Source organism: Sorangium sp. KYC3313 (assembly GCF_052075895.1).
In the GTDB taxonomy this organism is placed as follows: Bacteria; Myxococcota_A; Polyangia; order Polyangiales; family Polyangiaceae; genus Sorangium; species Sorangium cellulosum_B.
The window spans coordinates 6170909-6193318 of sequence record NZ_CP197255.1 but is presented as its reverse complement, the minus strand read 5'-3'; the positions used below and the strand labels follow the sequence as shown (position 1 = coordinate 6193318).

The following is a 22410-nucleotide window of genomic DNA, read 5'->3' as shown; positions in this document are numbered from 1 at the left end:
CGCGCGTGCCGCAACGAGGCCGCCCGCGTGCGCGAGCTCCGCGCGGCCGACATGACTCACTCCCGGTGCCACTGAGCGCGTCCACGCTGCCGCTGGGTGGTGCAGGCGAGCCTCCTTGCCGAGCTCGGCGCGCCTGGCGTCGAGACGGCTGTGAGCGAGCTCGGGGCCCCTCTCTGGCCGCGGCGGGTTGCCCACGTTGGGCGCCCGATTGGTTGACGGACACCTCCACCCGGGGGCGTTCCGCCACCAACAGACGCCTAGGTCCAAGACCTACCGCCTTGCGCCCTTAAGCCGTTCGGCGGGGTTACGACTGTTCAACCACATTCATTTTGAAGCTTGAGAATCCGAGATGGTTTGTGTTTATGGGCGCGCTTCGGCAGCACACTTGAGCCAGGCACACGCGTCGCAACAGGACATGGCATGCGAGCTCTCAACGCCATCACCGCAGCTCTCAGTTTTTGTTTTGCTACGGCGTGTACAGTTGATCCGTTGACCGGACCGGAACCAGTATTGGAGGAGGAGACCCTAGAGGACGGCGAGGTCCTCGCGACACGTGGCAGGTGTGAAGATGCAGTCGACGAGGGGGCGGATTTCTGGAGGCTCATGTGTGGAGCGGCGATGCAAGACACGCTCTTTACGCCTGGAGAAACGGCCCATTGCTTGGGAGAGAGCAGCGAAGGTCGAGGGGCAGGCAAGGCAAAGTGCCGCTCCAGTTGCCCCACGGCATGCATGGCGCTCGTATCGCGATGGCAGCTGTACTGTGAAGAGCACCAGATCAGGCTCCCGTTGAGCATCTGCGAAAAAGCGCGCAAGATTGGAATGCAGCGATGCCTAAGCTCCTGCTGAGCACGTGCGCTTGACATCAACGACGCGAGCGCTACCTGGGCGTCATGCCGGACCTCATCGCGGAGCGCACCCTCGTGCTGACACTTCCGAACGGTACCGAAGAACTCATCCACGTGCGACTTTGGGCGCCAGAGCACAGGCCATCCGTGATGTGCTGGGAAGCTGACGTGGAGGTCGACGGTGCGGGGGACACCGACAAATCCCATGGAGTCGGCATCGACGCATTCCAGGCGCTCTACAGCGCGCTCTTCTTGATTCCGTCAATGCTCGTCAAATACGAGGACGTGGGCCGGATATCGTGGCTGGGTGACGAGTGGCTCGGGTTCCCAGCGTTCAAACTAACGAGGCCGAAAGCTGGGTCGTCGGCGCCGTGAGCGCGGTGCACTGGAGCCGTGGCCGAGCTCACTGACGCGCTCCTCGATGTCCTTCGCGCCGGGAACCTCAACCTCGGTGGGTGGGCGGCGGCGGCAGGGGGAACCTCAACCTCGGTGGGTGGGCGGCGGCGGCAGGGGTGGCGGTGCCGGCGGTGCCTCAACCTGGGTCGGGCCTCGGCGGCGGTGGCGGTGCCTCAACCTGGGTCGGGCCTCGGCGGCGGTGGCGGTGCCTCAACCTGGGTCGAGCCTCGCGGGAACCTCCGGGAACCTCAACCTCGGTGGGCGGCGGCGGGGCGGCGGCGGTGGCGGTGCCTCAACCTGGGTCGGGCCTTGAGGACGCCCAGGCGCTGGGCGGTCGGCCAGCGGCCGCTCTGCGCTGCGATCCGGAGGGGTCCGGCGCCCCCGCGGGCTCTCTGCGTTGCGGTCCGAAGGGGGTCCGGCACCCCGGCAGGCGCTCTGCATTGCGGTCCGGAGGGTGCCGGACCCCTCGATCTGGCACAATCCGCTGCGGATCCGGGGGTCAATGGCACAGAAAAACGAGTTGGACAGCGCCTTTTGACACAAATTGACCCCGGTGAGACGCTCCGCGGAGCACCGCGGAGGGGTCCGGACCCCGGTGTGTCGCAATGCATTGCGGTTGAGCCAGTGTCGGACCCCCCCTGACTTGGCACAGACCTAGGCCGAGGTGGCACAGGGTGCGGCGCCGGCCGCTCCGGGATGGGCCGGTGGACCCGGATGGCACGGCCGCGGCGACGACGGCCACGCCGTCCGGAGCGTACGGAGGGGTCCGCGAGGGCTTGGCCCCGGGTCGGGGTCACGAGGAGGGGACGAGGCGGGAGGAGATCGCGGCGCCGGCGGTGCACGCCGGGCAGCCGGGATCAGCTATCGGCGGGCGCGGGCGCGGCCGTCGGCGCGCCGGGCTGGAGGGGAACGACGGGCGGGGCGAGCGCCGCCGTGTCGCCCTCGGGCTTGTCGTTCTTCCGGGGCGCGCCGCGGCCGCTCGACCCGACGCTCCAGCTCGCGAGCGGCGCGAGCAGCCTGTCGGCGAGCTCCTGCGTCTCCGGCTCGTCCGGCTCGACGGATCCCATCACCTTGATCACGTAGGCGCGCAGCGCCTCGGTGAAGGCGGCGAGCGCGTCGCGCACGCTGGGCGGCGCCGCCGCGGCCGTGGCCGCGGGCGCGGTGACGCCGAGCGCCTTGCCGTACGCGATGTGCGCGGCCTCCAGCGCGGAGAGGAAGCGCTTGCCGCCGAGCGCCTCGATGCGCGCGTCGAGGCCGCTCTTGCGGATGCGCTGGACCCGGAGCTCGCTCTCGGACCACTCCAGGACATACGTGAGCTGGAGGAACTTGAGCCCTCCGGTGAAGATGGCCGCCTTCAGCGAGCTCGCCTCGGCGGCCTCGGGCGCGCCGGACGGCAGCTTGGTGTACGCCGTCAGGAAGTCGTGGAGACCGCTCCAGCAATTGTCGAGGACGCGATCGCACTGGACCGCATCCTCGCTCGCCTCCCCTCCCTCCGACAGCGACACCTGATCGCGCAGCGCCGACGCGAGGTCGTCGTGGCGTGACGCCAGCGTGGCGAGCACCCGCGCGACGCCCTTCACGAGCTGCTTCTCCGCCGGCTTCGCCGCCGTGAGCAGCTGCTCGCCGAGCGCCATCGCCCCCACGGCCGTGAAGCGGGGGAGCTGGATCACTTCCGATGCGGTGTATTTGCTCATGAGATCACCCTCGTCCGCGGCAGGAGCGCGGGATTGCGCTGGAATGCCAGACGGGCCATCGTGAGCTATCGATGGAATGAAGAGGGTTGTCCAGGGATATTTTGAGGGGAGGGCGATTTGAAGAGGAAGGTGCGGTGTCGAATTCCTGCTGTCCGGGGGCGATGGCGGGGAGAGAGAGGGTGAGAAGGTCGAGGGATGTTGAGGGGATAGCGGGGTTGGCACTGTTCTGGCAAACGCGGCTGACGCGCCGCTTTGCCAGGAGCCTTGGTTCAGCGGGGCGAGCCAGTCCGGAAGACGGAGGAATAGCGCCCGGCAGGGGTCACGATGACGTGGTCGCGAAGGGGTACGTCGATCAGGTGGGCGGCGTGCTCGATCTCCTGGGTGAGCAGCACGTCGTCCGCGGACGGCGCGGGGTCGCCGCCCGGGTGGTTGTGGGCCATCACGAACGTGACGGCGCCGAGCTCGAGGGCCGCGCGGAGGACATCGGCGGGGCGCACGGACGCGGAGAGGAGGCCGCCGCGGCTGATCATGCGGGCGCCGCGGGCGCGGTCGTGCACGTCGAGCGCGACGATCCAGACCTCCTCGTGGACGAGCGGCGCGAGCGTCGCGTGGAAGAAGCGGGCGACGTCGCGCGGGCGCCGCAGGCGCTGCGAGCGGCGCGAGCGCGCGGCGTGAAGGCGCCGCCCGAGCTCGAAGGCGGCCGCGAGGCGGGTCGCCGCCTGGAGGGCGACCTCGGCGCGCTCCGCCAGCGCGACGGGGGAAAGGCGGGCGAGCGCCGGGAGGTCCTCGGCCGGGAGCGCGCGGCGGCCCGCGTCGGGCAGGCCGAGCAGGAGATCCAGCAGGGCCGCGTCGGGCATCGAGGGGACGTCGATGGGAGCGGGCTTCATCGAGCACCTCCGCATGAAGGAGGGCGGTCCACCGGCGCGAGCGCCTGGTGAGCGCGGCGGCGGCGGGGCTCGAAGGAACGGGGACTTTGCCCGGGATCGGGGAGTATGCGAACGATCAACACGTCGGACCTCGTTGTGTTCGGGGTTCGGCCACGCAGCCCGGGGCGTTGGCGCGCCCGCGGGCTGCACTTCTTTGTGCGCCTCGCAGCTTACCGAGCGCGCTCCGACGCGGTCAATACAACACAATGTATAGATTGTGTTTTCGTGGCGCGCCCGAAGGTAGGCCCGGCGCATGGAGCGCGATCACGCGGACGTGGTGCTCGAGTACATCGGAGCCAACGTGCATCGCCTCCGTGTGCGCCTGGGCCTGAGCCAGGAGGCGCTCTCCGAGGCGGCGGACATCAGCACGGGGTTCCTGCAGCGCGTCGAACGGGGGAAGACGAACGTCGGGGTCGTGGTGCTGGTCCGGCTCGCCGACGCGCTCGGCGTCGAGCCAGGCGTCCTGCTGCGCCGCGCCGTGCTGCCGGAGGTGACGCGCGGGAGGCCGCGCAGCACGCGGGCGAAGCCGCCGCCGTCGAGGTAGGCCGGCAGCGGCCATGCGCTGACATCCTCGCTAGAAATCCAGCGCCCGCACGGCCTTACGTGCAGCGCTCGGCGTTGATCGCTCATTCGGCGCAGGCGTAATCTGCTCGCACCGCATGCCGACCAAACGAGACCTTCTCACCCATCTCACCCGGGACGAGCTCCTGGCCGCGGTGGCCCGCTTCGACCTCCCTGTCAGCGACCGCCGCGTCCGCGATCAGCTCATCGACGCCATCGTCCAGGCCCGCAGCGCCGACCTGTTTGAGGTCCTCCTCGGCTACCCCCGCGACCGGCTGAAGGACCTCTGCCGCAAGCTCGGCCTCGACGATCACGGCAAGGAGAAGGCGCCGATCGTCGACCGGCTGCTCGGCAAGACCGCGAGCGCGGTGGCCGAGGCGCAGCGCGCGCTGCCGTTCGAGCAGGCGGCGCCGGGGCCGAAGCCGAGGGCGGCCGAGAGGGCAAACGGAAAGGGCGCCGCGGAGGCCAGCGGGAAGGCTGCCGTCAGGGCCAACGGGAAGACGGCGAACGGCGACGGCGGGCAAGCCGAAGGGCGCGGCGGCGGCGACCTGGGCTTCGAGCGCAAGCTGTTCCAGGCCGCCGACAAGCTGCGGAACAACATGGACGCGGCCGAGTACAAGCACGTCGTCCTCGGGCTCATCTTCCTCAAGTACATCAGCGACGCCTTCGACGAGCTGCACCAGCGGCTCTCCGCGCAGGTCGACGAGGGCGCCGACCCCGAGGATCGGGACGAGTACCGCGCCGAGCGCGTCTTCTGGGTCCCGAAGGAGGCTCGCTGGGCCGCAGTCCAGGCCAACGCGAAGCAGGCCAAGATCGGCCAGCTCATCGACGATGCGATGGTCGCCATCGAGCGCGACAACCCGTCGCTGAAGGGCGTGCTTCCGAAGAACTACGGCCGCCCCCAGCTTGACAAGCAGCGGCTCGGCGAGCTGGTCGACCTCATCGGGACCATCGGCCTCGGGTCCCGGCAGAACAGGTCGAAGGACATCCTCGGCCGGGTGTACGAGTACTTCCTGAGCGAGTTCGCGCTCGCCGAGGGCAAAAAGGGCGGGCAGTTCTACACGCCCGGCTCGGTCGTGCGCCTCCTCGTCGAGATGCTCGCGCCGTACAAGGGCCGCGTCTACGACCCGTGCTGCGGGTCGGGCGGGATGTTCGTGCAGTCCGAGAAGTTCATCGAGGAGCACGGGGGGCGCGTCGGCGACATCAGCGTCTACGGGCAGGAGTCGAACCCGACCACGTGGCGCCTCGCCAAGATGAACCTGGCCATTCGCGGCATCGAAGCGAACCTCGGGCCGGAGAACGCCGACACGTTCCACCGGGACCTGCACAAAGACCTGAAGGCCGACTACATCCTGGCGAACCCGCCATTCAACGCGAAGGACTGGGGGCAGGAGCGCCTGAAAGAGGATGCGCGGTGGAAGTACGGCACACCGCCTGCCAGCAGCGCGAACTTCGCGTGGGTCCAGCACTTCATCCATCACCTCGCGCCGGCGGGTCAGGCCGGGTTCGTGCTGGCGAACGGATCGATGTCGTCGAACCAGTCCGGCGAGGGGGAGATCCGGAAGGCGATCATCGAGGCGGACCTCGTCGATTGCATGGTTGCGTTGCCGGGGCAGCTCTTCTACTCGACCCAGATCCCCGTGTGCTTCTGGTTTCTTGCGCGCGACAAGAAGAACGGGCGGTTTCGCGACCGACAGGAACAGATCCTGTTCATTGATGCCCGCAAGCTGGGGCGGATGATTGATCGGACGCAGCGTGAGCTAACCGACGAGGATGTTGCACGCATCGCGGGGACGTACCACGCATGGCGCGGAGACAAGGGCGCGGGCGCGGGGAAGTACGAGAACGTTGCGGGGTTCTGCAACAGCGCCACGCTGGACGAGGTGCGCGCGCACCAGCATGTGCTGACGCCGGGACGCTACGTCGGCGCGGAAGATGTGGAGGATGAGGAGGAGGAGCCGTTCGAGGAGCGGTTTTCGCAGTTGATGGCGAAGCTAGAAGCACAATTTGCCGAGGGGTCGAGGCTGGAGCGCACCATTCGGAACGCAATGAAGAGGCTGGTTCATGCCTGACCGTTTCCCATCCAAGACACTTGGCGAACTATGTGATCCCGAGCGAGGCATCACATACGGCATCGTCAAGGTTGGCGATTTTGTTCCTGGAGGGGTACCGGTTATCAGGGGCGGAGACATTCGCAACGGACGCATCGAATTCGACAACGAGAAACGGGTCACACATGAGGTAAGCGATCAATTTCGCCGGACAATTCTAAAGGGCGGCGAAATTGTAATAAATCTAATTGCCGAACCAGGACACACGGCCATCGTCCCCTCCCAACTCGCGGGAGCAAACGTATCTCGCGACGTCGGCGTCATCCCCCTACTGAACCACGTAAACCATCGATTTATTGATTACTGCCTAAAATCTCCTTCTGCGATCGGGTGGCTCAGTGCACGGCTCCAGGGTAGCGTTACTCAAAAAAATCAACCTTGGAACGCTCCGCGACTTACCAGTGCAGCTTCCTTCTCGCATGCAACAGGACGCCATTGCCGCCGTCCTCGGCTCCCTCGACGACAAGATCGAGTTGAACCGGCGAATGACCGCGACGCTGGAGACAATGGCGCGGGCGCTCTTCAAGAGCTGGTTCGTCGACTTCGACCCGGTACGGGCGAAGATGGAGGGGCGGGCTCCCGCTGGGATGGACGCGGAGACCGCGGCGACTTTCCCCAACAGCTTCGAGGAATCGGAGATGGGGCAGATTCCGAAGGGATGGCGCTCCCGTCCCCTGGCGATGATTGTTGATGAAGGGGGCGGTGACATTCAGACAGGTCCCTTCGGTAGCCAACTGCATGCGAGCGACTACCGGGAGTCGGGAACGCCCGTAGTCATGCCGACAAACATCGCAAGCCGTAGGATCAGTAGCTCGGGGATAGCGCGTGTCGGGCCGGCGAAGGTCGAGCGGCTCCAGCGTCACGTTCTGCGGATTGGAGACCTGGTATATAGTCGCCGTGGCGATGTCGAGAAGCATGCGCTTATTGGTCGCACGGAGGAGGGCTGGTTATGCGGAACCGGCTGCCTTCGCATTCGACCAGGAAGCGGTTTGCTTCCGCTTTTTCTATCGCTGTACTTAGAGCGCCTAACAAAAGCCCGTCGGGATATAGTTGAGGCAGATCAGGCATACGGCGAGCAGGAGGAACGCTCGGTGAATGTCGGCACGGCGCTCATACCGCACGGTCAAGCGCCGGAAGCGCCGGAGCCAAGCGATCGTCCGTTCGACGACCCAGCGGTAACGGCCGAGTTTCTCCGACGACTCGATGCCCTTGCGAGCGATGCGGGGCACGATGTGGCGCAGATGACAAGCCAACCGCAGGGCCGGGTCGTCGTAGGCCTTATCGGCATGCAGTTTCTTGGGGCGGCGCCGCGGTCGGCCGCAAGGACGCGCGATCGGCGGCACCGCGTCCACCATAGGAGTGAACATCCTCGAGTCATGGACGTTCGCCGGCGTCATCTCGACGGCGAGCGGGATACCATTCTGATCGACCAGAAGGTGATATTTCGTGCCCGGCCGGCCGCGATCCGTGGGGTTCGGGCCAGTTTTTTCACCCCCCTTTTTGCCGGAACCAGCGAGGCATCCAGCGCAGCACGCTCCCAGTTGATCCTATCGGCTTCGCCGAGCTCATCGAGCAAGACCTCGTGGAGCCGATCCCAGACGCCAGCCTGCTGCCAGTCGCGCAACCTGCGCCAGCACGTCATGCCGCTGCAGCCGAGCTCTTGCGGGAGATACTCCCAAGGGATCCCGGTCTTGAGCACGAACAAGATACCGGTCAGCGCGATCCGATCAGGCGTACGCGGCCGGCCCCCCTGCGGCTTCGGCTCCGTTTTCGGCAATAGAGGTACGATTCGTTCCCAGAGTTCGTCCGGCACCAACAGCTTGCCCACGCTGTATTCTGCCGCACCATCGGCTTCCCTCAAGCAAGCGGGGTGAACGGGCTTTTGTTAGGTGCTCTTAGATCTTCCGAGCATCCGAAGCTGGATCGCTGCGCGAGCTGTCGGTGCAACGATGCCGAATTTGAATACCCAAATTCTCGGGCAGGTTCCTCTCCTTGATCCTCATCAAAGCATCCAAGCGCGTTTCTGTAAGACAGCGGAACCTTTGGATTTGCGCATCCAGGCAAACAATGCAGAAAGTGCGACGCTAACCGCTCTCCGAGACGCCCTCCTCTCCGGCGAACTCCGTGTTCGCGACGCCGAGAAGCTCACCGAGGCCTCCCTGTGAGCCCCTCCGCCGCCGGCGTCCCCGCCGTGACCGAGTCGGCCGTCGAGGAGCTCGCCCTCCAGACCTTCGCCCGCCTCGGATACGAGTGCCTCCACGGCCCGGATATCGCCCCCGACGAGCCCGCCGCCGAGCGCGCCACCTACGCCGACGTCGTCCTTCGCGGCCGATTCGACGAGGCGCTCCGCCGCCTCAACCCCGGCGTCCCGCAGACCGCTATCCACGAGGCGCTCCGCAAGATCCTCGTCCCGGAAGCCCCCTCCCTTCTCCAGAACAACCGCCGATTCCACCGCCTGCTCCGCGATGGCGTCGAGATCGAGATCGCGACAACCGGTGGCGAGATCCGCGGCGAACGCCTCCGCCTCTTCGACTTCGACGACATCGAGGAGAACGAATACCTCGTCGTCAACCAGCTCACCGTCATCGAGGGCCAGCACAACCACCGCCGCCCCGACATCGTCGTCTTCGTGAACGGCATCCCCCTCGCCGTCGTCGAGCTCAAGAGCGCCTCCGACGAGAACGCGACGGTCCAGGGCGCGTTCAACCAGCTCCAGACCTACAAGGCGCAGATCCCGTCGCTCTTCGTCTACAACGAGCTGCTCGTCGTCTCGGACGGGGTGACGGCGCGCCTCGGAACCCTCACGTCCTCCTGGGAACGCTTCGGCCCCTGGCGCACGGTCGACGGCAGCGCCGTGGCTGCGCCGGGCACCCTGGAGCTGGTCACGCTGCTCGAGGGCGTCTTTGATCGGGCGCGCCTCCTCGACCTCGCCCGCAACTTCGTCGTGTTCGAGGAAGACCGCGACGAGGTCCTGAAGAAGATCGCCGGCTACCACCAGTTCCACGCCGTGCGCACGGCCGTCGACGAGACGGTCCGCGCCACGCGCCCCGGCGGCGACCGCAAGGTCGGCGTCGTCTGGCACACGCAGGGCTCGGGCAAGTCGCTGACCATGACCTTCTACGCGGGCAAGGTCGTGCTGGACCCGGCCATGGAGAACCCCACGCTCGTGGTCATCACGGACCGCAACGACCTCGACGACCAGCTCTTCGGGACCTTCGGGCGCTGCCACGAGTTGCTCCGACAGAAGCCGGTCCAGGCACGCGACCGCAGCCACCTGCGCGAGCTGCTGGAGGTGGCGGCCGGCGGCGTCGTCTTCACGACCGTCCAGAAGTTCCTGCCCGAGGAGAAGGGCGACAGGTTCCCCCAGCTCTCCGATCGACGGAACGTGGTCGTCATCGCCGACGAGGCGCACCGCAGCCAGTACGGATTCAAGAGCAAGCTCGTCAAGACGAAGGAGGGCGGCTACCTCGTGCCCGGCTTCGCGCAGCACATGCGCGACGCCCTGCCGAACGCGTCGTTCATCGGCTTCACCGGCACGCCCGTCGATGCGATCGACAAGAACACGCGCGCCGTCTTCGGCGACTACATCTCGGTCTACGACATCCAGCGCGCGGTCGAGGACGGGGCGACGGTCCCGATCTACTACGAGAGCCGCATCGCGAAGCTCGATCTGAACGACGATCTCAAGAAGGTCATCGACGACGAGTTCGAGGAGGTCACCGAGCAAGAAGAGGAGTCGAGGAAAGAACGGCTCAAGTCGAGGTGGGCCGCGCTGGAGGCCGTCGTCGGCGCGGAGAAGCGCGTGAAGATGATCGCCGAGGACCTGGTCCGGCACTTCGATGCAAGGATCGAGACGATGGCCGGCAAGGCGATGGTGGTCTGCATGTCGCGCCGCATCTGCGTGGACATGTACGCCGCGCTCGTCGCGCTCCGGCCCGACTGGCACGACCCGGACGACGACAAGGGCGCCATCAAGGTCGTGATGACCGGCTCGGCGTCCGACCCGCTGCCCTGGCAGCAGCACATCCGCAACAAGGCACGCCTCCGCGACCTCGCCGACCGGCTGAAGGACCCGAACGATCCCCTCAAAGTCGTCGTCGTGCGCGACATGTGGCTCACGGGGTTCGACGCACCCTGCCTGCACACGCTCTACGTGGACAAGCCGATGCAGGGACACGGCCTCATGCAGGCCATCGCTCGCGTGAACCGCGTGTTCCGCGACAAGCCGGGCGGGCTGGTCGTCGACTACCTGGGCCTCGCCGAGAGCCTGCGCAAGGCGCTCGACACGTACACCGAGAGCGGCGGCAAGGGCGACGCCGCCCAGGTTCAGGACGAGGCGGTGCCGGTCATGCTGGAGAAGGTCGAGATCTGTCGCGACCTGTTCCACGGCTTCGACGTCATGGCGTTCGTGAACGGCTCGCCGATCGAGCGGCTCATGCTCCTGCCGGTCGCCCAGGAGCACATCTTCGCGCTCGAAGGCGGGCGCGACCGGCTCGTGAAGGCCGTGACGGAGCTGAGCAAGGCGTTCGCGCTCTCGGTGCCGCACGAGGAAGCCTTGGCCATCCGTGACGAGGTGGCGTTCTACCAGGCCGTGAAGGCCGCCGTCGTGAAGACGTCGCTGTCGGCTTCGGGCAAGTCGGAGGCCGACGTCGAGCTGGCGATCCGCCAGATCGTGTCGAAGGCCATCTCGACGGACGGCGTGTTCGACGTGTTCGCCGCCGCAGGGCTCAAGCGGCCGGACATCTCCATCCTGTCGGAGGAGTTCCTCGCCGACGTGAACGCGATGCAGCACAAGAACCTCGCCCTCGAGCTCCTGCGGAAGCTCCTGCACGACGAGCTGAAGGTCCGGAAGCGCACCAACCTGGTCCAGTCGGAGGCGTTCTCCGAGAAGCTGGAGAGGACCGTCGCTCGGTACCGCAACCGGGCCGTCGAGACGGCGCAGGTGATCGAGGAGCTGATCCGGATCGCGAAGGAGATGAAGTCCGCCCAGCAGCGCGGCGAAGACCTGAAGCTCAACGACGCCGAGCTGGCCTTCTACGACGCCCTGGAGGCGAACGACTCGGCCGTGAAGGTCCTCGGCGACGCGGTGCTCGCGCAGATCGCCCGCGAGCTGACCGAGACCATCCGCAACTCGGTGACCATCGACTGGGCCGTGAAGGAGACGGTGCGGGCGAGGCTCCGCACCCTCGTGCGCCGCAAGCTGAAGAAGTTCGGCTATCCGCCGGACAAGACGGAGAAGGCGGTCGATACGGTGCTGAAGCAGGCCGAGCTACTCGCGTTGGAGTGGGCGGCGTGAGCGGCGAGCTCGGCCGGGGGCAGGCGCCGGGTAGGAACGGCATCACCAATTCGCGGCGTCCCGCGCGCGGTTCTGGCTGCCCAGCGAGCGATGCTGGTGGAGGAGATCGATGACAAGCCTCGCCCCAGGCCTTGAAGCGGACGAGGTGCAGATCGCCCCCCTCGCCGCCGAGTGGCGCACCATCCTGGCGGAAGAGCGGAAGAACGAAGCGGCGGAGGTCGCTGCATGGGAGGCGACCGTCGCCGAGCTCCGTGCCGAGCACGATGCGCTCCTGCGTGATGGCGCCTGGGTCGGCGGACCGGACGACACGCTGAGCATCCTCGGGGTTGGCCGAAGGGAGCTGTACCATTCCGCCCTGCTGGCGTGGCTTCTCGATCCCCAGGGCCGCCACGGCCTCGGCTCCGGCTTTCTCGAGGCCTTGCTCCGCCGCTGCGCGTCGGCTCCGCCCACGTCCGAGCTGCATCTCGCCCGCCCGGCGCTCGAAGTGAGCCGGGGCGACGCCCGCGCCGATATCGTTGTCAGCGCGCCTGGGCTCTGCCTCGTGATCGAGAACAAGGTCGACGCGGGTGAACAACCTCGCCAATGCGACCGACTTTTCGAGAGCTTTGGGCGAGAGGCTGGCGCATTGTTCGTCTTCCTGTCGCCCTCGGGACGGGCACCCGAGACCGCCACGGGCAGCGCGCAGGAAGCCTTCCAGAAGATGAGCTATGCCGACATCGCCTCGATGCTGCATGACGCGCTGGTACGCCCGCCGTGGAATGGCGTTACGACCCATGGGCGAGAGGTGGCGTCCAACTATCTCGCAACCCTGAAGAGGCAGTTCCAATGAACCGCATCGACGAGCCTCGTGCCGTATTCTATCTTCGACATCAGGCACTTATCGAGAAGTGGGCCGCCCTTGGGCCGTCCGTCGCCCAGCTCACACACTCGTTTCTGTGCTCGTGCGCAGATGACATCGCCGGGCTCGCCCCGCAGCTTTCTCCCGACACCGGCGTTCACATGGATCTGGAAGGAGACTGGCCGAAGGTCCTCGTGTTTTCACGACAATGGTTCGGGTCGAGCGAGGGTGAATCCGTGCCGAAGGTCGGGATCGGTCTGGAGTGGAACAAGAAGAGCCGGCTCAACTTCGCGACCTCTCCTGACTGCGCGTACACGGGGGTGCGGGTGAATATCGGTCTCGCCGACGGTAGGGATCTGTCAAGGAAGCTCAAGGATGCGTTTGCAGCGGCCGACCTCATCAAGCCGCACAAGCTCGTCACCAGCCCTTGGTGGCCCGCCTACCGCTACGAGGTGGCAACGGGGGAGTACTGGGAGAACCTCGCGCCCTACCGGACACAGCTCGTCGAGTCGGTGCGGTTCTTCTGGAGGGAGTTCGAGCCGCGGATCCGGGGCGTACTGGCGGGCTGAGCGCAGGTGCCCCTGGACCATGCGGTAGAGGTGTCACGCGACCGGCAGCGAAGCTGCCCGAGGCTGGGGCCATGCCGGCTCGCCAGCCGAACCTGGTGAAGCTCGCCATGCCCGACGCGCTAGCTCAGGGCAGCAACGCCGGCTTGGTTCGCTGCTCCGGGACGACTGGAAACCGGGCAGGTCGACCCGAAGCAGGGTGCCCGCAACTTGCGGGCCCCCGCATGCTAGGTTCGGAGCATGCCCGAGCCTCTGGAGCCTCCCGCCGAGGAGCGGGACGAGAGCCCCTACGACGAGAACGGCGTGGACCGCTCCCTCGTCCGCTGGATGCTCAGCCTTTCCCCTACGGAGCGGCTGGCGCAGGTGCAGAGCTCTATCGATCTGATCATGAGCGTGCGTGAGCCACCCGCGCACTGATCTGGCCTCCGGATCGGGGGCATCAAGCAGAGGACTTGTGTTGAAGGCCGACGAGCATGCGCCCAAAGTCGCAGAGCGCCGAGGCGCCGCCGAGCCGCAAGATGAGCTGGAGGACGGCGTCCGCGTGGAGGTAGTGCTCCGACGGCAGATAGGCGAAGAGGGCGGGATCGCTGATGTCGATGGTGCGTCGCCACGCGTCGGCGCGTGCGCGCGCCGACCAGATCGCCCGGAGCGCGGCGTCGGGCAGGCTCGCCAGGGTGTCGCAGAGCACGCCGTCCTCCACGTCCACCAGCGCCAGGATCGCTCGCACAGCGGCTTCGATCTCCGACGCGCTGGCCGCGCGCTCGGCCTCGGACAGCGACACCGCCACGCGAGCCCAGCCGCGGAGCCGCTCGTCGGGCGACAGTTCCCCTCCTCCCCCTCCGCCGTCCGCCGGGGCGTCGCTCGGACACTCCGCAGGGTCGCCCGCGCGCGAGGACGGGGCCGCCTCAAGCTGCGCTTCGAGCATCGCGCGCACCTCGCGCGGCAACGTCTTCTGCATCCAGGACGTCCACTCGAAGAACTCCGCCCCTTCCTCCAGCGCCCAGCGCAATCCCGGCTCCCACCGGGACGCGGGCAGCATGGCCCACACGGGGTCGGGAATGGCCATCAGCCGATCGCCCGCCTGCGTCCTGCCGATTTGGCCTTCCGCAACCGCGTCGAGCACCCTCCCAGCGAGCGACACGGCACGCTCCGCTGGCACCAGCGGCAACACCGCCGCGATCGCCTCGACACGATCCTTTTCGTCGAGGTCGTCGCCCCCTTCCACCGCGGCAAGCGTCTCTTCGATGAGCGTCGCGCGCCGGTCGCCCTCGGCGAGCGTCGCCGCGGTGTAGATCCCCCTCAGCCGCACACGCCCGGCGCGCGCACGCACGTCGTCGAGGTAGAGTGAGAGGAGAACGCCGCGCGGCGCGCCGTCGGCGAGCTGCGCGGCGCGCTCGAGCGTGTAAAGAATTTCCACGCTGACCGGCCGCTCATAGCGCGCGAGCGCCGCCCGCAGGTGCTCCCGTTGCTCCTCGGGGGAGAACAGCTCGGCGAATCCGGGGGAGTCGTAGAGCTCCTCGCCGCTCTGCAGCAATGCCCGCGCGAGCCGGGCGCGCCGCTCGCCCTGGAGCGTGCGCGCGAACGCCATCACAAGCGCAAATTCGTCGCCAGCCGCGTGGTGCTCGGCGAAGTCCAGCACCCTGCCGAAGCCTCGATCCGTGACGATCACCGCTGCGTGCTTGGGACCGAACAGCAGCCGCCCAAGCCGCGACTCCTCCGCTTCGACGGGCGGCGTCGTCCCACGCTCTTCGGCCGCCGTCGCCGCTTGCGCCATGCGCCCGCCCAGCGCCGCGCGTTCGCCCTCCGTGAGCGATGGTCCGTGGTCCACTGCCCAGTCCGCAACCCACTCGAGCGCGTCCGAGACGGCGTCGCCGAGCGGCTCTATCCGGCGAAACGCCTCGTGGAAAAGCGCCGATACACGCGGCTCTCCGAGGTGCTCCGCGACGCGCAGGAGGGCGTCTGCACCCACGATCGGATCCACCTGGCCGCGCGCGCACGCGATCGCCTCGTCCGCGAGCGCCGGACACACCGCCACGACGTCCGCGAGCGCCGCGGGCAAATACCGGCTCGTCCGGGCCCGCTCTAGCGCGAGCCGCGCGAGCCGCGCGCGCGACTCGCCCGGGTGCTCGCGCGCCACGGACAGCAAATCATCGACGTCCTCGAGCCCCTGGCACTCGGCCTCCGATGCCTCGAGCATCCCTGCGCTCACGAAGGCGTGCGCCGCGCGCTTGCGCGACCAGAACCCGCCGGGCGACCCCTCCTCCGCCCCTCCGGCCTCCAGGGCCGCGCGCAGCCGGACGATCTCGGCGCGCGCCCGCTCGCGATCTCGGGCCGGCACGAGCGGCAGGAAATCGCACCCCACGAGGAACGCCACGACCGGCTCCGCCCCCGGGAGCCACGCCTCGATCTCCGAGATGGCGCGCACGAGCGCCGCCTCGGAGAGATACGGCGCGCACGATCGTAGCGCCTCCCCGCGGCGCGCGCTCAGCGCGCGGAACGCGTCGAGCGCGGCGTCGTGCTGTCCGGCACGCGCGAGCCGCAGAGCGACCGCGACCACCGCCGCCTCGTCGACGAACCATCCCGATCCATCGCCGAGCTGAGGCCGCCCGATGAGCGCGAGCACGGCGCCGAGCGAGGCGTCGGGGAATACCCCAAGGTGGTGGAGGACGAACGCGTGACGGCTTGCGAAGTCCACGCACCGGAGCCGCTCGATCGCTTCCTCTGCGCTCCACAGCCCGAACTCCAGCGCCTTGGCGCGCAGACTGAAGGGGATCGCCCTCTCAGCCCAGGACGCCCGCTCCGCGATCTCCCTCGCGCGGAGCTGCCGTACCATCGCCTCGGCGCGCGCCCGCTCGGCTTCGGCCTCTTCGAACGACCGGTCCGCGAGGCGCCACTCGTCGACCGAGCGCGCCAGCACATTCTTGCATGCCGAGATCTCCATGGGCGGTCGCCTCCCGCGCGCCTACTTCTTCCGCTGGTGCTTGTCACGCGGGCCGATGTAGTTGCCCTGCTCGTCATAATATGGATTGCCGCCGGAGCCCCCTCCTCCGCCGCCACCGCCGTCTCCCGGCCCCGGCCAGGCGCCCTTGGGTCCTTCCGGCGGATAGCCGCCCGGGGGCGGATTTTCCGGCGGGTAGTACACCCCCTGGTTCTTTCCGGTCCTCGGGTCTCTCTGCGTGACCTGCTTGCCGTCTCCGTCAGTACGAGGCACGACGGCTGTCTCCGACGCCTCCGTCCTGGGGCTCCCCTGGCCATGCACTTTCTTGCCGTCCCACGGCGCATTATCGTGGTACACACCGCCAGTGGCCTTTGGCTGCGCCTTGCCCCTTTTGACGTCCTTGTTCGGATCCGCGTTGATATTGTCCGGGTGAATGCCAAGCTCGCGGAACACCTGCGCGCAAAACTTGCACGGCGGGATCGGGTTCCCGTCCTTGTCGGAGGCTTGGATCTTCGCTCCCTTCCGATACTGCTCGCGCAGCTCGTTGCGGACCTTGGCGTTCTGCTCCTCTTTCGAGAGCTTGTCCCACCCGGGCTTCTTCTGAAGGTCGCCTCGGATCTCCTTCGCCTGCCGATCGAGCGCCTCGATCTCGGCACACTTGCCCGCTGTGTTCGGGAGCCTCTCCTTGCTAGGATCCTTCGGTTTCCCGGTCTTCGGATCCTCCTCGGTGAACTTGCCCTTCGCGTTGTCGACCGCCTCCTGAATGGCGGGGTCGTACTTCGGGTTTCCCTGCGCATCGCGCGGTTTGCCGGGTTCATGCGGTGGTCGTGGCTGGCCTTCGGAATAACCCCGGATTTCCTTCCTCCCGTCGGCCCCCGGTTGATCCCAGATCTTGACCTTGGCCATCAATCCTAGCGGATCGACGAATCGTGTAGGCTGACTTTCGGCGTAGGCAAAGGCGTTGAATCCCGAGATCAACCCCACGGGATCGGCGCTGATGTAGCGCCCAGCCTCGGGATCATAGTACCGGTGCCGATTGTAAAACAGGCCGGTCTCTTCATCGTGATACTGGCCCTGATAGCCGATCGGTGTGCTGGTGACGGCGCCGGGCGCGACCGCGAACCGTCCCCAGGCGCTCCGCCGGATCTCGCAGGCAACCGACCCGTCGGACGACACCAGCTTCTCCGGCGTGCCGATATCGTCGGTCAGGTAATGGTAATAGCCGCTCGCCGTTCGATGCCCACGCTCGACGCGCGCATCCTTGTGCGCCCACGGGAAGCCCCTGTCGTCGTAGCAGTACGTCCGCTCTTCCACGATCGGGGCGCCGTGGCCGATCATGCGCTGCGTGATCTCGTGCACGAGCGCATCGCCGTCCCATACGTACCGCGTGGTCGATTCAACGGACGGCTGGGCGCCCGGCGAGACACGGACCACCGTCTTCTGGACCCGCCGGGCGAACGGATCGTAGGCGAAGGTGATGCGCACGCCGTCTGAGCGCTCCACGGCCTCGAGCAGGCCGTTCGCTGCCCAGCAATAGCGGACGGTGTGCTCGCCGTCGCCCGCGGCAGCGCGCACCTGAACGAGGCGAGCGTCGTCGTCCCAGGTGTAGCGCTTGCCACCGCGCTGCACGAGACGATCGCCCTGCCCGTATTGCCGCTCGACGCCATACCGCTCGTACAGGTTTCCGGTTGCGTCGTAGGCGAAGCGCTCGATGTTCCGCTCGTCGGTGCCGGCGGCGACCAGGCGCCCCACGGCGTCGTGCTCGAAGCGCCGCGAGCCGAAGGCACGATCGTACGCCTCCAGGAGCTCGGAAGCCGGAGAGTACCGGTACGCCTGCTCCACGGTCGGCGCTCCGGCTGGAGCAGCCTGCCATGCAGGCTGCCCCAGCGTGGGTCTGCTCGCCGTGGTCACGCGGCGCTGCACGAGACGATCACGCTCGTCGTAGGCCGCGTCAATCCGGCCGCCGGCGGGCAAAAGGCGCGCGACCTCGCGGCCGAGCACGTCGTGGATCGGCTGAATTTCCTCGAATTCGTCGAGCACAGCGCGCGTGCACTGACCCATGATGTCGCGGTCCCAGACCTGGGAGTGGCCGAGCGACGTCGAGCGCCGTACGACGTTCCCAACGAGATCGCGCTCGACGTCGATAACGACGGTCTGCCCGTTGACCGTCTGGCTCTCGCGCACGACCCACCCCAGCGCGTTCCGCTTGTACTCGAATACGCCGCTCGGCCCCTCCGCCCACACAACCCGACCGAGCTCGTCGTACTCGAATTTCTCTACCCGATCATCGTCGTAGCGTTGCTCGATGAGCTGGCCCGCCAGATCGTACTCGTACCAGGTCTTCTGGCGGAGCCCGTTCTCGGCCATGATGAGCCGGCCCTCGGAGTCGTACTTGTAATGCAGCTGCCGGCCGTCGAACGTACGCTCGGAGAGGACCATGCCGGCTAGATTCAACTTGATGGAGTGGACCTCTCCCTTCGGGTTGATCACTTCCACAAGCCGGCCCTCCCGGTCGTACTTCATCCGCGTCGTCGACCCGTCCGCCTCGTGAATCTCGCAGAGCTTGCGGAACCCGCCGTGCACATAGCGTGTGATGCGCCCGTTCTCGCCCATCACGCTCGTCCGCTGCCGGATGCCGTCGTACTCGTACCGGACAACGCTGCCGTCCGGCTTGCGCTCGGAGAGCAGATCGCCCCGCACACTGTAGGCGTAGTAAAACGTAGCACCGGTCGCGTCCTGCTTGGCCGTGCACCGGCCCCAGTAGTCGTAAGCCCAGCGGGTGACGTGACCGAGCGCGTCGACCTTCTCCACCAAGTTGCCGTGGCTGTCGTGGCGGTACTGAGTGCGTCCCCCGTTTGGACCGATGGTCTCCACGACGAGACCACGGTTGTCGAAGCGGCTCTCGAACGACGCGCCGATCGGATCGGTCCAGGCGATACCTCCGGCAAAGCGCACCACGCTGGTCACTCCGCCAGCGGCGTCGACTCTCCGGCGGATGTGCCCGTCCGCATCGCGCTCGTAAGTCGTCGAGCGGCCGAGCGGGTCGATCTCCTGAAGCACGCGGCCGCGGGGGTCCAGCCTCCACTGGGTCGTCGCGCCGAGCGAGTCGGTGTACGCGACGAGATTCCCGCCCTCGTCATACCGGCGCTGGACCACCGCGCCAGCCGAGACGGCCTTGTCAAGCTTGCCGTGCTCGTTCCCGAAGTACCGATGAATGGTGATGGAGTCGATCGCCTCGGAGTAGCCGTTCCCATCGTAAATGAACTTGCAATGATAGATGCCTTTCGCACGGGTCTCGCCGTCGGCCAGGAGCGCGGGAACGTCGGCCGAGAGGCTCCTGTCCTCGGTGCCTTCGTACGCTCCCCACGTCTCGACGCAGCGCTTCTGCTCGTCGTAACGGAAATGGAAGGTGAGGCCGACGGGCGAGCTATGTGCGAGCAAGAAGTGGTCTTCGTCGTAGGCGTACCGGGTGACGTAATCCTCCGCGTCGCGCGCCTCGATCAGGTTGCCGCGCTCGTCGTAGACGAAGCGGCCGAGGGCGACCCAGCGGCCCTGTTCCGGCGCGTTCTTCAGCTCCCACGCGGCGATGCGGCCGTCGTGGTCGCGGCGAACCCTGACGACCCGGCCGACGCTGTCGTGCACCTCAGCGAGCCGCCCGCCGGCGTAGACGAGTGAGATGGTCTGGTCGAAGGTATCGCGGATGGCCGACAGGAGCCATCGCTCCTCATGGCGCGCCTCGAATACAAGCCACCTGCCCTCACCGGTGTCGAGCACGAAGCCCTTTGCGCCGCGCACGAGAACCATCCCTTCGGGCCCTGTCGTGCCTTCGCCCTCCTCGATGAGATCGAACTCCAGGCCGAGGCCCTGGTCGCTCCACACTGTGATGGATCGCCGGCCGATCTCGATGTCCCACGCCAGCGAGTGGCACCACCCCAAGCCGAGGCCGACGTCGCGCTCGGTCGACGTCGAGTAGTAGGCACGCGCGATTTCGAGCGGGAGCGGGCCCGGCAGATCGACGTCGAGCACGGGATTCGTGAAGACGTTTCCCGTGACGACATCGACCGGATCGCCCTTGGAGGCCTTGCCGCTCTTCTTGCCTTTGTGGTGCTTCGGGCATGAGCCGCCATTAGGATCACCGGTCCCATTCCCGCACGCCCCCTTGCCGCCGCCACCCGTGCCCTTGCCGCCGTTCTTACCCTTGGCCTTCTGGTTGCCCTTGCCGCCCTTGCCGCCCTTGCCGCCACTGCCCCCTCCGCCGCCGCCGCCGCCTAGGACGAAAACGCCGGGATTCATCCCAGGAATCGCAGGGATGTTGGGGACAGGTGCCGTGCGCATGCGCTCCCACTTACGGCAGCACGCACCGTGCGTCAAACCACCCGCCGGCGCGCAAACCGGAGCCGCAAGGCTTCACCCACCGCGGATCCTCGGTCCGGAACTGGCACGCGTCCGGTTTCGATCGGTCGAGTGCGCACCGCGTATCGCCGGGAGGCTTTCTTAGCCCCTGTCGCCGCCCCGCTGTCGACGAGCGCCAGGCACGTGGACCAAACGACGTGGACAGCGTCGAACCGCTCCCCGCCCAAGGATCGGCTCGACCGGGAATGCGAAAGCCGCCGGATGGGGCTCACGAACGCGCGTCCTCGCGGCGCGGCACGAGCATCCCTTCCCCGCCCCCTTCTACTGCCGCACCGGCAGCTCCACCACGAAGCTCGCCCCCTCCCCCGGCGCGCTCTCCACCGTCACCGCCCCGCCGTGCGCCTCGACGACGCTCTTCACGATCGCCAGCCCGAGCCCCGTCCCGTCGCGGCCCTCGTCCGTCGTGAAGAACCTGTCGAAGATCCTCGGCAGGTGCTGCGGCAGCACCCCCGGCCCGCGGTCGCGCACCGAGATCCTCGCCGTCCTCTCCCCTTCCCGCCCCTCGCCGCCCTCGACGGTCACCACCACCGGCTCCCCCGGCGGCGAGAACTTCACCGCATTGTCGACGAGGTTCAGGAGCGCCGTCTCCAGGTCCGTCTGCCGCGCCCGGAGCAGCCGCGTCCGCATCTCGTACCGCAGCACCACCGGCTGCCCCGGGCTCGCGCGCCGCTCCACCACGCGCGCCACGAGCGCCTCCAGATCGAGCACCGTCATCGCCTCGCTCGAGGCCTCGATGCGGCTCAGCTCCAGGAGCCTCGACACGAGCCGGTCGAGCCGCGCCACGTCGAGCTCGATGTTCCGCAAAAAGCGCCGCCGCGCCTCGAGATCGTCCGCCGCCCCCTCGTCGAGCAGCTCGGCGGCGCCCCGGATCGACGTCAGCGGCGACTTGAACTCGTGCGCCACGTCGGCCGCAAAATCCGAGATGTACCGCAGGCGCGCCCCCAGCCGCTCGTTCATCGCGGCGAACGACGCGCCGAGCTCGCGGATCTCGCCGCTCCCGGACACGGGCACCACGACGTCGCGCTCGCCGGCCGCGATGCGCTTCGCCGCGCGCGACAGCTTGCCGAGCGGCCTCGAGATCGACCACGCGAGCGCCAGCGTCACGAGGCCCGTGAACAGGCTCGCGACCACGAGCACCCGGATGAGCCCCGAGCGGATCCGGTGCAGCTCGACCAGCACCGGCTGCGTCGAGCGCACCACGTAGACCGCGCCGACCACCTCGCCGCCCCGCCGGATCGGCTCGGCCAGGAACAGGAAGACCGCCGGCTGCCGCTCCCGCACGCGCGTCCATGCGCCACGGCGCCCGGCGAGCGCCTCGCGTACCTCCGGGCGATCCCCGACCTCGGGCCAGCTCTCGCGCGCGTTCTCGCCGAAGTGGCGCACCCCGCTGGCGAAATCCGCGAGGCCCGACGAGCCCGATCCACGGCCGCTCGTCGAGAGAAGACGTGGAACCGCCGGCTCGGGCCCCTCGGGCGGGCCGCTCTCGTGCGAGTCCACGACGACCACGCCCGCCCTGTCGAGGATCCGGACGCGCGTGCGCGTGTGCCTCGCGGCCTGGGTCAAGACGTGGCGGTGATCGAGCGCGCCAAGCTCGAGCCCCCGGTCGAGATCCGACGCGAGCATCGCCGCGACAAGGACCGCCTGGTTCGCCATGTCGCGCTCCAGCGAGCCGAGCAGCTGCCGCTCGTAGAGGCGCGCGAACTCGAGCCCCGCCACCGGCACGAGCAGCACTACCAGGTTCACGACCAGCAGCCGGACGCGGATCCGGCCGAGCTCCCGGCGCAGGCGCTCGATCATCGTGCGCATCGTGCGCATCGTGCGGCCAG

Annotated in this window: 13 protein-coding genes; 7 read left to right on the top strand and 6 right to left on the bottom strand. The window is 67.9% G+C overall.

Annotated features, from left to right (window positions below; genetic code table 11):
* Positions 1–890 precede the first annotated feature (890 nt).
* Positions 891–1220 (top strand): DUF6968 family protein, encoded by a 330-nt coding sequence (locus ACSRUE_RS24055; RefSeq protein WP_441285634.1) that lies wholly within the window; start codon positions 891–893, stop codon positions 1218–1220.
* Between the two features lie 878 nt (positions 1221–2098).
* Here ACSRUE_RS24055 and ACSRUE_RS24050 read toward each other — a convergent pair.
* Both ACSRUE_RS24050 and ACSRUE_RS24045 read right to left on the bottom strand, forming a co-directional pair.
* Complete coding sequence (locus ACSRUE_RS24050) at positions 2099–2935, bottom strand: hypothetical protein (protein WP_441285633.1); 837 nt, start codon at positions 2933–2935, stop codon at positions 2099–2101.
* A gap of 269 nt (positions 2936–3204) precedes the next feature.
* Complete coding sequence (locus ACSRUE_RS24045) at positions 3205–3822, bottom strand: JAB domain-containing protein (protein WP_441285632.1); 618 nt, start codon at positions 3820–3822, stop codon at positions 3205–3207.
* 292 nt (positions 3823–4114) lie between these two features.
* Here ACSRUE_RS24045 and ACSRUE_RS24040 point away from each other — a divergent pair, with 292 nt between their 5' ends.
* On the top strand, positions 4115–4405 hold the full coding sequence (locus ACSRUE_RS24040) for a helix-turn-helix domain-containing protein (protein ID WP_441285631.1): 291 nt from the start codon (positions 4115–4117) through the stop codon (positions 4403–4405).
* Between the two features lie 565 nt (positions 4406–4970).
* On the top strand, positions 4971–6494 hold the full coding sequence (locus ACSRUE_RS24035; RefSeq protein WP_441293122.1) for a type I restriction-modification system subunit M: 1524 nt from the start codon (positions 4971–4973) through the stop codon (positions 6492–6494).
* Positions 6495–7558: 1064 nt separating this feature from the next.
* On the opposite strand, the gene ACSRUE_RS24030 is transcribed toward ACSRUE_RS24035, so the two are convergent.
* Positions 7559–8361, bottom strand: a protein-coding gene (locus ACSRUE_RS24030) for an IS5 family transposase (protein ID WP_441285630.1) whose coding sequence is annotated in 2 segments (ribosomal slippage) — positions 7559–8037 and positions 8037–8361 — 804 coding nt in all. Because the reading frame shifts where the segments join, the coding sequence is not laid out codon by codon here.
* A 333-nt stretch (positions 8362–8694) separates the two neighbouring features.
* Here ACSRUE_RS24030 and ACSRUE_RS24025 point away from each other — a divergent pair.
* The 4 genes from ACSRUE_RS24025 to ACSRUE_RS24010 all read left to right on the top strand — a co-directional run bounded on the left by ACSRUE_RS24025 (position 8695) and on the right by ACSRUE_RS24010 (position 13650).
* On the top strand, positions 8695–11829 hold the full coding sequence (locus ACSRUE_RS24025; protein WP_441285629.1) for a type I restriction endonuclease subunit R: 3135 nt from the start codon (positions 8695–8697) through the stop codon (positions 11827–11829).
* Between the two features lie 109 nt (positions 11830–11938).
* The gene (locus ACSRUE_RS24020; RefSeq protein ID WP_441285628.1) at positions 11939–12658 is read left to right on the top strand and encodes a PD-(D/E)XK nuclease family protein; all 720 of its coding nucleotides are present in this window, start codon (positions 11939–11941) and stop codon (positions 12656–12658) included.
* Positions 12655–13236: a hypothetical protein gene (locus tag ACSRUE_RS24015; protein ID WP_441285627.1), complete on the top strand. Its 582-nt coding sequence runs from the start codon at positions 12655–12657 to the stop codon at positions 13234–13236. The genes ACSRUE_RS24020 and ACSRUE_RS24015 overlap by 4 nt, the downstream gene beginning before the upstream one ends.
* Positions 13237–13473: 237 nt before the next feature.
* A complete protein-coding gene (locus ACSRUE_RS24010) occupies positions 13474–13650 on the top strand; it encodes a hypothetical protein (RefSeq protein ID WP_441285626.1) in 177 nt (58 codons plus the stop codon).
* Between the two features lie 22 nt (positions 13651–13672).
* Here ACSRUE_RS24010 and ACSRUE_RS24005 read toward each other — a convergent pair whose 3' ends face one another.
* The 3 genes from ACSRUE_RS24005 to ACSRUE_RS23995 form a co-directional block, all read right to left on the bottom strand.
* Entirely contained in the window at positions 13673–16174 is a 2502-nt protein-coding gene (locus ACSRUE_RS24005; protein WP_441285625.1) for a hypothetical protein, read from the bottom strand.
* Positions 16175–16195: 21 nt separating this feature from the next.
* Complete coding sequence (locus ACSRUE_RS24000) at positions 16196–20464, bottom strand: RHS repeat-associated core domain-containing protein (protein WP_441293044.1); 4269 nt, start codon at positions 20462–20464, stop codon at positions 16196–16198.
* Between the two features lie 381 nt (positions 20465–20845).
* The gene (locus ACSRUE_RS23995) at positions 20846–22390 is read right to left on the bottom strand and encodes an ATP-binding protein (RefSeq protein ID WP_441293043.1); all 1545 of its coding nucleotides are present in this window, start codon (positions 22388–22390) and stop codon (positions 20846–20848) included.
* Positions 22391–22410: the final 20 nt, after the last annotated feature.

Coding starts and splice junctions, on each gene's coding strand:
- ACSRUE_RS24010 (WP_441285626.1), top strand. CDS start 13,474: ATGCCCGAGCCTCTGGAGCCTCCCGCCGAGGAGCGGGACGAGAGCCCC.
- ACSRUE_RS24045 (WP_441285632.1), bottom strand. CDS start 3,822: ATGAAGCCCGCTCCCATCGACGTCCCCTCGATGCCCGACGCGGCCCTG.
- ACSRUE_RS24000 (WP_441293044.1), bottom strand. CDS start 20,464: ATGAATCCCGGCGTTTTCGTCCTAGGCGGCGGCGGCGGCGGAGGGGGC.
- ACSRUE_RS24020 (WP_441285628.1), top strand. CDS start 11,939: ATGACAAGCCTCGCCCCAGGCCTTGAAGCGGACGAGGTGCAGATCGCC.
- ACSRUE_RS24015 (WP_441285627.1), top strand. CDS start 12,655: ATGAACCGCATCGACGAGCCTCGTGCCGTATTCTATCTTCGACATCAG.
- ACSRUE_RS24005 (WP_441285625.1), bottom strand. CDS start 16,174: ATGGAGATCTCGGCATGCAAGAATGTGCTGGCGCGCTCGGTCGACGAG.
- ACSRUE_RS23995 (WP_441293043.1), bottom strand. CDS start 22,390: ATGCGCACGATGATCGAGCGCCTGCGCCGGGAGCTCGGCCGGATCCGC.
- ACSRUE_RS24040 (WP_441285631.1), top strand. CDS start 4,115: ATGGAGCGCGATCACGCGGACGTGGTGCTCGAGTACATCGGAGCCAAC.
- ACSRUE_RS24055 (WP_441285634.1), top strand. CDS start 891: ATGCCGGACCTCATCGCGGAGCGCACCCTCGTGCTGACACTTCCGAAC.
- ACSRUE_RS24050 (WP_441285633.1), bottom strand. CDS start 2,935: ATGAGCAAATACACCGCATCGGAAGTGATCCAGCTCCCCCGCTTCACG.